The 13,296-nt window shown below is 30.5% G+C and carries 10 protein-coding genes; 3 read left to right on the top strand and 7 right to left on the bottom strand.

From position 1 onward, the window contains the following. Positions 1-199: 199 nt before the first annotated feature. Both Q4Q40_RS10375 and Q4Q40_RS10370 read right to left on the bottom strand, forming a co-directional pair. A complete protein-coding gene (locus Q4Q40_RS10375) occupies positions 200-1,765 on the bottom strand; it encodes an OmpA family protein (RefSeq protein WP_303301725.1) in 1,566 nt (521 codons plus the stop codon). Positions 1,766-1,883: 118 nt separating this feature from the next. Next, the gene (locus tag Q4Q40_RS10370; RefSeq protein ID WP_303301724.1) at positions 1,884-3,407 is read right to left on the bottom strand and encodes a GH3 auxin-responsive promoter family protein; all 1,524 of its coding nucleotides are present in this window, start codon (positions 3,405-3,407) and stop codon (positions 1,884-1,886) included. A gap of 42 nt (positions 3,408-3,449) precedes the next feature. Here Q4Q40_RS10370 and Q4Q40_RS10365 point away from each other — a divergent pair, with 42 nt between their 5' ends. Further along, a complete protein-coding gene (locus Q4Q40_RS10365) occupies positions 3,450-4,244 on the top strand; it encodes a DUF2797 domain-containing protein (protein ID WP_303301723.1) in 795 nt (264 codons plus the stop codon). 146 nt (positions 4,245-4,390) lie between these two features. On the opposite strand, the gene Q4Q40_RS10360 is transcribed toward Q4Q40_RS10365, so the two are convergent. The 4 genes from Q4Q40_RS10360 to Q4Q40_RS10345 all read right to left on the bottom strand — a co-directional run bounded on the left by Q4Q40_RS10360 (position 4,391) and on the right by Q4Q40_RS10345 (position 9,601). Beyond that, positions 4,391-5,014: a LysE family transporter gene (locus Q4Q40_RS10360; RefSeq protein ID WP_303301722.1), complete on the bottom strand. Its 624-nt coding sequence runs from the start codon at positions 5,012-5,014 to the stop codon at positions 4,391-4,393. 688 nt (positions 5,015-5,702) lie between these two features. Then, positions 5,703-5,897 carry a 30S ribosomal protein S21 gene (rpsU, locus tag Q4Q40_RS10355; protein WP_274182812.1) on the bottom strand — a complete coding sequence of 65 codons (195 nt, stop codon included), beginning with the start codon at positions 5,895-5,897 and terminating at the stop codon, positions 5,703-5,705. Positions 5,898-6,102: 205 nt separating this feature from the next. Further along, complete coding sequence (locus Q4Q40_RS10350; RefSeq protein WP_303301721.1) at positions 6,103-8,799, bottom strand: AsmA family protein; 2,697 nt, start codon at positions 8,797-8,799, stop codon at positions 6,103-6,105. Between the two features lie 88 nt (positions 8,800-8,887). After that, positions 8,888-9,601: a queuosine precursor transporter gene (locus tag Q4Q40_RS10345; RefSeq protein WP_303301720.1), complete on the bottom strand. Its 714-nt coding sequence runs from the start codon at positions 9,599-9,601 to the stop codon at positions 8,888-8,890. 150 nt (positions 9,602-9,751) lie between these two features. Here Q4Q40_RS10345 and folK point away from each other — a divergent pair, with 150 nt between their 5' ends. Both folK and Q4Q40_RS10335 read left to right on the top strand, forming a co-directional pair. Beyond that, a complete protein-coding gene (folK, locus tag Q4Q40_RS10340; protein ID WP_303301719.1) occupies positions 9,752-10,882 on the top strand; it encodes a 2-amino-4-hydroxy-6-hydroxymethyldihydropteridine diphosphokinase in 1,131 nt (376 codons plus the stop codon). Positions 10,883-11,693: 811 nt separating this feature from the next. Continuing rightward, positions 11,694-12,593 carry an Abi family protein gene (locus Q4Q40_RS10335; RefSeq protein ID WP_303301718.1) on the top strand — a complete coding sequence of 300 codons (900 nt, stop codon included), beginning with the start codon at positions 11,694-11,696 and terminating at the stop codon, positions 12,591-12,593. A gap of 209 nt (positions 12,594-12,802) precedes the next feature. On the opposite strand, the gene Q4Q40_RS10330 is transcribed toward Q4Q40_RS10335, so the two are convergent. Further along, positions 12,803-13,231, bottom strand: a complete 429-nt coding sequence (locus Q4Q40_RS10330; RefSeq protein ID WP_303301717.1) for a DUF1801 domain-containing protein — start codon at positions 13,229-13,231, stop codon at positions 12,803-12,805. Positions 13,232-13,296 lie beyond the last annotated feature (65 nt).

The following is a 13,296-nucleotide window of genomic DNA, read 5'->3' as shown; positions in this document are numbered from 1 at the left end:
TTGGAAAAATAAAAGTTAATCTGATTTTTTTAATTTTAGCCGAGCTTTTATATTCTTTATTGGTCTAATCGTTTTTAAGACTTTCATAACTGGTATGTATGTGATTGTCAGAAAAATCGTTCTTATTTCTTCAAATTTTTCATTGCTAAATGAATCCAGGAGCTATAACATGATAATTTTCTGTTTAATTAACTGTAATTTAAGGTGTGTTTTCTGGAGAAGAGTCTAAGATAACAAATTCAACACGTCTATTGGTTTGTAAATCTTCTTTGGTACAAAGATTTTTACAATCAATTAATGGCTCTCTTTCTCCATAGCCTTTAGAAAATAATCTATTTTTTGCAATGTCATTTTTGACTAAATAATTTAAAGCTGATTCAGCTCGTTTCTTAGATAAGTTTAAGTTAAAAGCATCTGTTCCATTATTATCTGTATGCGCATTGATTTCTAATTTTATTTTTGGGTGATCGTTAAGTATTTTTATTATTTTATCTAAGGTAACATACGATTCTTCTTTTATTTCATGTCTTGCTGAGTCAAAGTATATATTTTCAACATCAACTCTAACTCTAACTTCATTAACTTTAACTTCATTAATTTCTAAATCTTTATTGTAAGTTGTTTTTTCGCTTTTGTACGATGTAAAATCAAATGAAGTATCTTTAAAGTTACTTTTTTTAGTTGTAATTGTGTAAGATTTTAATGGGGAAATATCAAACTTATAGGTGCCATCTTCTCCAGTTATTAATTGATCTATCTCTTTTTGATTTTCATCTTTTAGAATAACGATGGTATTTGATACTACTTTTTTAGTATTAAAATCTAAAATTTCACCTTCAATGGTTTGATTGATCTGATCTAAAGTGAAGTAATAAATATCAAAGCCGTTTTCTTCTTTTCTGTTTGATGAAAAATACCCAGAACTGCTACTTGCATTGAAATAGGCAATTTCATCATATTCTGTATTAATAGTGTTACCTAGGTTTTTAGGAGTATGGTATTTGTTATTGGAAATTTTACTAGTAAAAAGATCAAACCCTCCCATGTTCTCATGACCTTTTGAAGCAAAATATAAATGCGTATCATCCTTAAAAATATAGGGATGTTTGTCGTCAAAAGGTGTATTTATTTTTTTTCCTAAATTTTTAGGAGTGCCTAATGTTCCATCGGCATTAATATCAACAACATAGATGTCGTAACCACCAATAGCATCAGGCATGTTAGCAGAAAAGTATAGTTGATCTCCCTTAGGACTAACAAAAGGGTTTTCTATTGATACATTTTCACTATTAAAGCTTAACAACTCTTCGTTAATCCAATTACCGTTTGAGCCTTCTTCTAAAACGGCTTTGTAAATTTTGTATTCCAAAGAATTTGCTTTACTACTTCTAGAATAGTATACCGTTTTTTGATCTGGCGAGAAGGAAATTTGACCTTCGCTGTCGTTTGTATTCAAAACCCTTGAGAATAACAAGGGATTGGATAGCTTGCCATAACCTAAAGTATCTAAACAATATAGCTCTTTGTAGGCTTCATTTGTATTAGGGTCTTTTTTTGTTAAATCACCGATTTTTTTAGAAGAAACCATGATTAGCTTACATTTAAAAAAACCACTTCCAATTTCTGAAAATTTAGTATTAATGTTGGTGTTAGAGACTTTAAATTTAAAACCATTATTTTCAATAGTAGGCTTAGTTTCAATAGTAGTTTGACCAAATAAAAGGATGGATTGAAACCATATAATAATTATAAAATAAACTTTCATCTTAGGGGCTGAAGATTTGTTTTGTTATTAAATTTGTTTTTATGCTTTTTTAAAAGTATAGTTTTAAAAGATGAAAAACAAAACTAATCGCTTAAGTGCTTTTGTTGAAAATAAATCCCTACAAAACATGCTTGTTTAAGTTAAGTAGCTCGTCTATGTAGACCCTAGTGTTAGAAAGCCGAGGTATTTTATGTTGTCCCCCAAGTTTATTATTTTGTTTTAACCAATCATAAAACAAATGCTTTCTGGCTATATTAATTTTAGGTTTATTAAGGGTTAAGTTGTTATAGCGTTTTGCTTCGTAGTCTGAATTTAATGCTTTTAAAGCATTGTCGAATAACTCATTAAAATAATCTATATCTTTTGGAGGTGTTTTAAATTCAATAAGCCATTCATGAGCTCCTTTTTCTCTGTCTTTCATAAATATTGGAGCGGCTGTAAAATCTACAATTTCGGCTTTAGTTCGCTTACATACTTTTTTTAAAGCATTTTCAGCATTTTCTATAATAAGCTCTTCTCCAAAAACATTAATATGATGTTTGGTTCTCCCAGATACTTTTATTCTGTATGGGTTTAATGAAGTAAACCTAATAGTGTCCCCAATTTTATAACGCCATAGTCCAGCATTTGTAGTGATAATTACAGCGTAATTTTGATTCAGTTTAACCTCGCTTAAATGAACCGCCTTTTCTTCAGAAGTAGCATAAATATTCATAGGAATAAATTCATAGAAAATCCCATAATCGAGCATCAATAATAATTCATCAGAATTGTTTTGATCTTGAATAGCGAAAAACCCCTCTGAGGCATTATAAATCTCATAATATTTAAAATCAGTTTTAGGGAGAATTTTTTTGTATTGATCCTTGTAAGGCGAAAAACTAACCCCGCCATGAAAATACACTTCTAAATTTGGCCAGATGTTATGTAGACTTTGTTTTCCTGTTGTTTCTAAAACATTATTAAGTAACACAAGCATCCATGAGGGTACGCCTGCAAGACTTGTTACATTTTCTTGTATGGTTTCATCTACAATAGCTTGCATTTTATGTTCCCAATCGCTCATTAGGGACACTTTATTACTTGGTGTGCTACTAAATTCTGCCCAGAAAGGCATATTGTCAATTAAAATAGCCGATAAATCACCAAATACAGTACCGTTTTCTTTGTATAATTCTTTACTTCCGCCTAAGCGTAAACTCTTTCCTGTAAACAATTGGGATTCTTCATTGTTATTAAGGTACATACATAATAAATCTTTGCCAGCCGCATAATGGCAATCTTCAAGCGATTCTATACTTACTGGAATAAATTTGCTTTTCGCTCTGGTGGTACCACTAGATTTTGCAAACCATTTTATAGGGCTGGGCCAAAAAATATTAGCTTCTCCTTTTCTGGAACGCTCAATAACATTTTGCCAACCATCATAGTTTTTAATAGGAACACGTTCTGAGAATGTTCTATAGTTTTTTATAGAAGCGAAGTCGTATTTTTTACCAATCTCCGTGTCTTTAGCGTAATCTATAAGGTTTAATAGTAATTCATTTTGTACTTCGTTTGGGTATTTTAAAAATAATTCTATCTGATGGAATCGTTTTTTTAAGAACCAAGAAGCAATCGAATTTACTATAGGTATTGGCATATTTCTTTTATCTTTAAGGTTTTAAAAATAAGACTTTTTTTTATGACTTACCAAGGTGTTTTAACAAAAATGGAGACTGAGTTTGCTAACCCTATTCAATATTATTTGGTGTTTGAAAATGATTTTTTAAATATGAACCAATTATTGAATAAAAGTATCTCTATTCAATTTGTTAAATATCAATGTTTAAATTGTGGATTAGATAAGCCTATTTATAGACAAGGGTTTGATAAACAGTGTTTTTATGAAGTGCCACAAGCAGCCGATTGGATTATGCGTCCTGAGTTGAGCACGGCTCATTTAGGTAAAGAAGATAGGGATTTAGAGTTTGAAAAACGTGCTCAATTACAACCTCATATTGTGTATTTAGCTAATTCCAGTAATGTGAAGGTGGGTGTGACAAGAAAAAATCAAGTACCAACACGTTGGATCGATCAAGGAGCTCATGAAGCCCTTGAAATTGTTGAAGTGCCTAATCGTTATTTAGCGGGTATCACAGAAGTTGCTTTAAAGGATTATGTAGCTGATAAAACAAATTGGCGAAAAATGCTTAAAAATGATATTGAAGATGAAAATTTAGTGGCGTGGCGAGAGCGTTTGAAACAATATATTCCTGATGAGGCTAAAGATTATTTTATTGATGCTAACACAGAAACTAATTTAGAGTTTCCTGTGCTTAAATATCCAGAGAAGCCTAAAAGTTTAAATATAGTTAAACAACAGCAGTACTCAGGTAAATTAGTAGGAGTTAAAGGGCAGTATCTTATTTTTGAGGATGATACTGTTTTTAATGTTCGTGCTAATGAAGGGTTGGTTGTGAGTATTTCTATTAATTAAATTAACTTCTGCGCAAGTATGTTTAGGTTTTTAGAGCTTTAGTAAGTAGACATTATTTGTTATTTCTGCTTTCGCAAGATGACAAAAGTTATTTATAAAGATTAGGATGTTAGTATGATAAGACAATAATTACGAAATAATCCAGGTTAAATTGCGTACAATTTTACTGCTTGTATAAAAGCAATAACAACTAATAAAACTCCTGTAACTCTATTAATTACTAAGGTTATGTTTTGAACCTTCTTTTTTATAAGGATACTAAATTGGCTGTAAAAGTAAAGCGTTAGTAGTTTACCTAAATACACTCCAAAAAAGAATAAGAATAATACAGAAAACGATGATTGTAAGGATAACATGATGTCGTTATTATTTATAATTCCAAAAGCGATAACCCAATAGATTAAAACGGGAGGGTTTAATATACCAAGAAAGAAACCAGTTGCATATTTCGACTGTGTTATTCTTCTTTTCTTAGTATGTTTTTTAGACTGTTTTTTAAAGAATAAAAAAGTACCTATAATGAATAATAGCATAACAACAATTACTTGTACCCATATGTTATGATTAAAAAAATCTGCAATAATCATATTACAATGTAAGGCGTAATAAGATAGAATAACCTCCGCCATTCCAGCAGTTATAGCAATTTTAAAAGCTTTTTTTGCGTTTTCTTTTAGTGTGGTATTTATTACTGCAATGTTAGAAGCTCCTAAGGGAAGGGCCCCTAGAATTGCTGCCAGTATGCCAATTAATAAATAAACTAAAATCATAGAGCTTTTGTAGCGAATAGACTTGAAAGCTTACATAATTTTTGGTCAAAAATGAATCTTTTAACGTTAGTTTGATGTGTTGAGTGTTGATAATGAGTGATTTGTGTGTATGAATGATGAAGTTGTGTCATCCTATGTTAGGAAAAGCTTTGTTCATTCAGAGATCTGTGTTAAAAATTTTAACTAGTGGATGAAATGACGTAATTGGGGTGTCATCCTATGTTTGCAAAAGGTTCGTGTCATCCAGAAGGCTATCGAAAACAAAATATATTTTGTTTGAAGATATAAGCGAAGCTTACGACTGAAGAATCTTTAGAGATTAATAATAAAGATTCTTCGCTGCGCTCTGAATGACAAGTAGTTGAAAGTTAGTTGTTTATAAAGCATGTCAATGGTAGGCTATCGAAAACAAAATATATTTTGTTTGAAGGTATGAAGGGTAGCTTTTGAGGCTGCATCTTATCTTTATGAGCTGTCTCCTTACTCATGCTTCGCTCTGTAGATATGACAAAAATCTGTTTATCAACAATATACGTTATTTGCCTTTTTTAATTTACGTCGAGTTTTAAGAGTAGTGATATTAGTCTAGACTAATGAAATAATATCTTGAATTTTTTGCAATAAAAAAGCCGTATTCATCTTTTATAACAGAATACAGCTTTTTTATTATTTAGTAATTCTAATTCTACTAAATATCTTCTTGGTCTCTTAAGTTTTGTATGTACGCAGCTTTTTGAACTTCACGACGTCTCTTAACAGATGGTTTTGTGAAAAACTGCCCATCTCTTAAGTTTTGCATAACTTTAATGTTTCTGTGCTTTCTTTTGTAACGTTTTAAGGCACGTTCTATATTTTCGCCATCCTTAATGATAATTTTTAACATATAAAATTTTTAAATTTGTTCGAGTTAGGGTTATCCTAAAATACGTTTTTTATACTTCACTTTTTGAAGTATGCTCTTAACCTAGCTATTTGTTTTTTTTATAAACGAAATGCAAAGTTAATCGTTTAGTTGACAATAATAACTTTTTTATATTATTATCCTAATAAAAAAAGGATTTATTCGAAAAAACAGGGTGAATTTCATTTTATTTAGTTGTTTTTTTCTTTTTACTTAATAAACCGCCAAGCACATTTTTTACAGCCTCCTTTTTTGCGTCTGTTTTTTCAGCAGAATCCGTTTGGTCTTTTTCGCCTCCAATAATACCTCCTAAAACATCTTTAACCGAATTGTTTTGTTCTTTCTTTATGGAATCTGTTTTAGTTTTATTACCGCCAATAACCCCGCTAATTAAATCTGTTACTTTGCTTTTACCTGTATTGAGTAATTTTTGTTTTTCAATTTCAATAAGCTGATTTGTTAGGTTCTTAACACCGCTTTTTAAATCTGTTTTCACTAAAGGTTTTGTATACGTGCCTTCAATGTCGGCTGTCACAGGAATGCTTATATTTTTTGCTTCTTTAGTATCAATTTTACCAATTAATTGATTAACATCACTTCCTAAATACTTAGCTGGTACATTAAAAATGGCATTGTATTTTAAATTCGTATCAAAACCATGAGACCCAGAAACATCAATAGTGATGTCTTCATAGTTTACTTGAAAGGGTTTTACGCTAACTTCACCATTAGCGAATTCTAAATTTGTTTTAAGGTCTTTTAAATTTAATTTATCAAAATCTATAAAGCCTAAAGATCCTTCTAATTTGTTAAACAGCTCGCCTTGATCTGTGTTAATTTTTGTAGCTAGTAACTCGGCAAGGGCACCACCAGAAAGACTATTTAAATCAGGTAAGAGTTCGTTGTCTAAATTACCTGTTAAACTTAAATTACTATTTAGCTCTCCTTGGAGTAGTTGAGCTATAGGAGCCAGGTTTCTTAATAGTTCTAAATCTTTAAATGACTTAGAAATATCAAAGCCATCTATCCCTAAGTTTACATTAAAAGTAGGTGTTTCATTTTTTGTGGAAACATCACCAGAAACGGCTAACGTACCATCAAATATACTAGAGGTGATTTCTTTAAGTATAGCACGTTGATCTTTAATAATAAGTGTGCCTTTTACGTCTTTTAAATTTAGATTATCATAAACGACCGTTTTTGCATTGGCATTAATAGTACAATCTAAAAAGCTCGGGATTTTCAATGATTCTGTATCTTGAGTTGTATCATTGCTCTCTGAAGTAATAGTTTCAGTAGCAGTACCTGTACCTTCTTCAGACACAAAATCATCTATTTTAAAGAAAGTAGAATTCAAATCAAAATATCCTTGAAGAGTATTATCACTTAAAAGAAATCCTAGTAAGTTTTTAATAGTTCCTGTAGCATTCAAATCGCTATTCCCTGTTCGAGCTTTAAAACTATTAAGAGATATAACTTCAGGATTAAAAGTCATATTCGCGTCAGAGATATGAATAGGACTCGTCATATCCTCCGAAGAAAACACAAAATCACTAATGCTTACAGATCCATTATTTTTTATACGTTCGTAAGCATTTGTTTCGATAGCTTTCATATCGAAAACCGTATTAATGCTTCCTTTTAGAATACCTGTTAAAGTACTTTCTAATTCAACAGGATATACTTTTGTAATATTTGCTAAATTTAAAACCCCATCAATGCTAGCATTTACTAACATGTTTTGAGTGATGTTTTTTAAAGAAATAGACGATTTAAACACATCTTCATCAATTTTAAAGTTGAGTGCTTTTATATCTACATAGGTATCATCAATATTGCCTGTGGTGTTTTTTATAGATGTATTTATAACAATGTTTTCAACCCGTTTTGGTAAATCGGGATATTTAAATGACGCGTTGTTTGAAATGATGCTAATATCTAAATTAGGAATCGTTTCTTCCGAGCTTATGCCCTTAATCATACCCTTAACTTTAAAATCGCCAGTAGTTTCAACACCTTCAATGTCTTTTGAAAACTCTTCTGGAATTAGTGCTAAGAAATTTTTAAAAGATGTTTCTGGATTTTCAAAAGTAACGTCTATTTCTTGACCATTTTCTAATAGTTGTACATACCCTTGAAATTCTAAAGGGAGCTTATTTATAAGTCCTTTGTTTTCTTTAAAAGTGTATTTACTATTTGCTAAATCTAATCCTATTATAGCATCTAATTTAATAGGGTTGTTACTTAAATAATTACTGCTATCCATGATGAAACTAATATTAGCTTCACTTTTTGTGTCTAATTCTAACGATTCAGCAGAAAATATACCTTTACCTTGGTGATTAAGTTCCGATATGTATACGGTCATTTTCGATACGTCATCAATATATGCTAACGCACTATTGTTGATGCTGTAATTTTCAATGTCAAAAGAAAAACTCCCAGATTCAGTTTCAGTTTCGGTTGGAGCATCCTCGGTACTTTTAGCAATATCATAATTAGCATTCCCAAACTTATCTGTTTTGAGTGTTAGTAAGATTTCATCAACGGCAATAGATTTTACAACAATAGGATCTTCACCAGATGTTTTAAATAATTCCATAATAGACATTGTAAGGGCAATGTTTTTAGAGGTTACAAATGTTTGACCTTTAAAAGGTTCTAAATTTGTTATAACCAAATCACTTACAGATACATGAGCTTTAGGGAAGCTTTTTATAAAACTTAAACTCACGTCGCTAAATTCTACTTGCGCATTTAAGTTTTCGTTTATAGAGCGCTTAACCATGTCTTTAATTTGTGACTTAAACGCAAAAGGAGTAGCAATTAAAAGGGCTAATATAATGAGCAAACTAATGCCCGATATTTTTAAAGCTTTTTTCATAATGTAGGTTTTGGGTTACTATATATAATATGTATAGTGAATATACGTAAAAACATGTAAAAAAGATGAACCCTGTATTTATTCAATGTTAACTTTCATGTAGTAAACTAATTTCTTCATTCACTTTCAAATTGAAACGTTTTCTAAACAAAAAAACACCCAAATATAATAAAGGTGTATCTAAAAAGGCTATTAAAACTTTAAATAAAAAACCACTAATTAATAAGCCTTTAAAATTTGCCCAATCAATGATACCAAATGAGCATAATAAAGTTACTATTGTAAAAGTATCAATAAATTGAGAGAACCATGTGGAAAAGTTATTTCGTAGCCAAAGGTGTTTGCCTTTAGTGAGTTGTTTCCAGAAATGATAAATCTGAATATCTACAAACTGTGCAAATAAATAAGTAAGCATACTTGCAAACACGGCAATAATAGAATTACCAAAAACAGTATTAAACATATCGTCCTTTACATAAGACCAACTTGTTGCAGGAACACTGTCTGCAACCAGAATTATTAAGAGTGAGAAGACCGAAGCGAAAATACCAGTGATTACAATATCATTGGCGCGTTTTTTACCATAAATCTCACTAATTAAATCGGTTATTAAAAAAGTAATAGGATAGGGTAGTATACCAACAGAGATTTCAAAAAGTTTATTTCCAAAAATTTCAACATCTAAAGGGAACCAATAAAAAAACTTCTGAAAAATAAGGTTAGATACCACTAACGATGTTATAAATAAAGCCCCGAGTAGCATGTAAATACGCTGTGCAGCGAGTTTGTCTTTAATACTCATTTAAAATGATGTTGTTAATTTTATACGTTTTTTGGATGTTATTTATTGCATGTTATTAGTTCTAGCACAGTCTAGAACTATTAATTGTGAATAAATACGTTGTGTAAATATAAAGGATTAAAAATTGTTTTAGTTATTTTGCTTTTACTTATGGTAAAGCCAAAACTTTTTTACATAGCATTGGGGAGTAATAAAGGGGACAAAATTAAAAACCTCCAAAACGCTGTTGATTTAATACATGTTAGAGCGGGTAATATAAAACTGATTTCTAAAGTGTATAAATCGCCCGCCTTTGGGTTTGAAAGCGACGATTTTTTTAATGCTTGTTTGGTTTTAGAAAGTTATTTAGCGCCTCAAAATTTACTTCAAGTTTTATTGGATATTGAAACCGATTTAGGGCGCACTAGAAATGGTGTTGGAGGTTATGAAGCACGTATTATAGATTTAGATATTGTTTTTTGTGAAGATGGTATTATAGATACCGAAACGCTTCAGGTACCACATCCAGAAATGGAGAAACGTAAGTTTGTTTTATTACCACTTAACGACGTAGCATCTAAAATAAGACACCCAAAACTTGATAAAGAAGTGTCTGTTTTGTTATCTGAATGTAAAGATGAAAGTGTTTTAGAGCCTGTTAATATCTGGTTGAAAAATCCGAGAAAAGCTTTTGACTTTTCAACATATAATTACATTGCTATTGAAGGTAATATTGGGGCTGGAAAAACCAGTTTGGCAAATAAAATAGCACAGGACTTTAATGCGAGACTGATTTTAGAACGTTTTGCTGATAATCCGTTTTTACCTAAATTTTATAAGGATGCGTCACGTTATGCCTTTCCTTTAGAAATGTCTTTTTTAGCCGATCGCTACCAGCAAATATCTGATGATTTATCGCAACTCGATTTGTTTAAAGATTTTATTGTGAGTGATTATGATGTGTTTAAATCGCTTATTTTTTCAAAAATCACCTTGCAAGAAGATGAGTTTAAGCTGTATCGAAAACTTTTTTATTTAATGTATAAGGAGATTGCAAAACCTGATTTGTACGTCTATTTGTATCAAAATACCCAAAGATTACAGGAAAATATTAAAAAAAGGGGGCGTGATTATGAGCAGGATATTGATAACGATTATTTAGAAAAAATAAACACAGGGTATTTAGAGTTTTTAAGATCGCAACACGATTTTAATGTGAAAATTATTGATATCTCTGATAGGGATTTTGTTGAAAATAGATTGGATTATTTGTGGATTTTGGGTGAGATTTGTGGGGCGTGATTTCTCTAAATAAATATGTTTTCCCTCTTTTTATGCCAGTTCTTTCAATTAGTATTTCAAGATTTTCTAAATCATCTATTAGTTTATAAACTGACGGAGAAGAGAAACTTATTATTTTCTTTGCTTTTTGAGTATTTAAGACGTGCATACTTATAAATAAATCAATATTTGGAATATATGTCAAGTCTTTCAAGTTACTTGTCGGCCTTAACTTAAAAGGTTAAATACTTCCATGTCTTCAATTTTCCATTCTTGATTTACCTTGTTAGGTTGGAAGCTTTTGCAGGTTCATTGATTTATGCGATTTCTAGCTTTAAATGTTTTCATTACGAATTAAGTATAAACTTAATCAAAGACACTTCTTACTTAATAATTATGCAAAAAACTTAAATAGTGATTGGTGTAAATTAATTTTTATGACGAAACTTAATTATTAGAGAGGCTTGTTTAATATTGTACAACTTATGAATAAACAATAGACGAGGTATGTTCCTTGGTGTTTTAAGTTTAAGGCAAAGTAAATTACGGATTGCAAATCAGTGCTATCAGGTAAGTTTTAATATACTGAAAACTTATTCCTTTTGAAGGAAGGTAGATTGCTGGCAATTGGAAACAAAAATCCATTCTTGTTTTGGGGTGTAACTATTTTGTTTTTAGTGTGTTATAGGTGTAATTGTGTTAAATTTCAACAAAAATTGTTTGTTTGCTTGTTACAAATAACAAATATGACGTATATTTGTATACAACAGACCACTCCCGCCTATCTACGATGCGCATTAGGAGTGGTAATTTATTTTATAACCTTACTTAATTGAAGATATACGTTAAACCACCTCTTACTTACCAAGAGCAACTAGATAAACTTATTGAACGAGGATTAACTGTAGGACATCTTGATAAAGCACTTCACTTACTTGAAAATTTAAGTTATTATCGTTTGAGCGGATATCTTTATCCTATGATTGCTGAACCAAAAGGAGATCACAGGTTTAAGGAAGGTAGTACTTTTGAGAACGCCTTTAAAATCTATTGTTTTGACAGAGAGTTAAAGCAATTGTTATCAAGTGAAATAGAAAAAATAGAAGTGTCTTTTAGGGCTAAAATAACATATGTTCTTTCTCATAAATACGATGCTTTTTGGTATACTTATGAAAGATTATTCAAATCTCTAGATACTCATAGAAAAAGTTTAGATAGTACTTATGCAATGGTAAGCGATAGCACAGAAGACTTTGCAATAAAATTTAAACAAAACTATGTAAATACATATTTGCCTAGTTGGATGGCTTTAGAAATAGTGACTTTTACCCATCTTTCTAAACTTTATAGTAACCTTGTTGATTCTTCTGCTAAAAGTGAGATTGCAAGTTCTTATGGAGTTAATACTCCTATTTTGGAAAATTGGTTAATGATAATAACTTATACTAGAAATATTTGCGCTCATCACTCACGTTTTTGGAATAGAAGATTATCATATAAAATGTCTAAATTTAAGAAACAACCTATTTATGATTGGGTTGATATGACTGATGTTCCAAAAAATTCATCTTATGCTTATATTTGTATAATTAAATATTTAACAGATAGGGTAAATCCGAAAAACAGTTTTAAGAACAAAATACTCGATCTTTTTGATAAATATCAAAATATAGATATACACAAAGGAATGTCTTTTCCAGAAAAATGGGAAGAAGAAGCTTTATGGAAATAAAGCTATCCTGAATTTTCGCAAACTAGCTAAAAAAGATTGAAAAAATAAAGAGGTTTCAGTAGTCAATTTTAAGTAGTGATATGTTTGATAACGTAAAGAGGTAATTCCGTTTCAATGAATTATATCGATTGATAATAGAAGTTATAGTTTCGTAAGTTTAGAACCAAACTAAGTTGTAGGCTACAAACTAAAGATGTTGTTTTTACATCTTACATCCCCAACAAAGGCAAATGCTTAACTTTATGATAGGTGAGTGCAGCAGCAATACAATCTTTTAAAGCTTCTTTAGGAAGTTCTTCTTTTAGTTGAAGCACAATCGCTCTTTTACCTTCAAAATCAAGAACGTTTTTATATACAGTTCTAAATGTAGAGACCAATCTGCTAGTGCATTGAAAATACATAGCATATTGAACGGGGTTTTTAGGGCTCCAATTTATTCTAATAGTACTACCTTTTTTTGTTAGATAACTAGGTTCTCCCCATTTTAGTGTTTCTTCCAGATGGGTTATGTCTTCTATGTCGTTTGCGGTTTCTATAATCAATTCACGAAGGCTTGTCATTTTCTTTCTAACGGAATCTGGGTAATTATTGAAAACCGATTCAACTCTAGGATCCGTTTTTACTGCTAAATTTTTCATTCAGTTTTAGTTTCGAAAATGTACCATACCTTAACAAGAGACATTGATAAACGAAGTTATGATTT

This window comes from Flavivirga jejuensis (genome assembly GCF_030540765.1).
GTDB classification, from domain to species: Bacteria; Bacteroidota; Bacteroidia; order Flavobacteriales; family Flavobacteriaceae; genus Flavivirga; species Flavivirga jejuensis.
The sequence above is the reverse complement of the archived record's forward strand: the minus strand, read 5'-3'. Positions and strand labels throughout refer to the sequence as shown.

Coding starts and splice junctions, on each gene's coding strand:
- Q4Q40_RS10375 (WP_303301725.1), bottom strand. CDS start 1,765: ATGAAAGTTTATTTTATAATTATTATATGGTTTCAATCCATCCTTTTA.
- Q4Q40_RS10370 (WP_303301724.1), bottom strand. CDS start 3,407: ATGCCAATACCTATAGTAAATTCGATTGCTTCTTGGTTCTTAAAAAAA.
- Q4Q40_RS10365 (WP_303301723.1), top strand. CDS start 3,450: ATGACTTACCAAGGTGTTTTAACAAAAATGGAGACTGAGTTTGCTAAC.
- Q4Q40_RS10360 (WP_303301722.1), bottom strand. CDS start 5,014: ATGATTTTAGTTTATTTATTAATTGGCATACTGGCAGCAATTCTAGGG.
- rpsU (WP_274182812.1), bottom strand. CDS start 5,897: ATGTTAAAAATTATCATTAAGGATGGCGAAAATATAGAACGTGCCTTA.
- Q4Q40_RS10350 (WP_303301721.1), bottom strand. CDS start 8,799: ATGAAAAAAGCTTTAAAAATATCGGGCATTAGTTTGCTCATTATATTA.
- Q4Q40_RS10345 (WP_303301720.1), bottom strand. CDS start 9,601: ATGAGTATTAAAGACAAACTCGCTGCACAGCGTATTTACATGCTACTC.
- folK (WP_303301719.1), top strand. CDS start 9,752: ATGGTAAAGCCAAAACTTTTTTACATAGCATTGGGGAGTAATAAAGGG.
- Q4Q40_RS10330 (WP_303301717.1), bottom strand. CDS start 13,231: ATGAAAAATTTAGCAGTAAAAACGGATCCTAGAGTTGAATCGGTTTTC.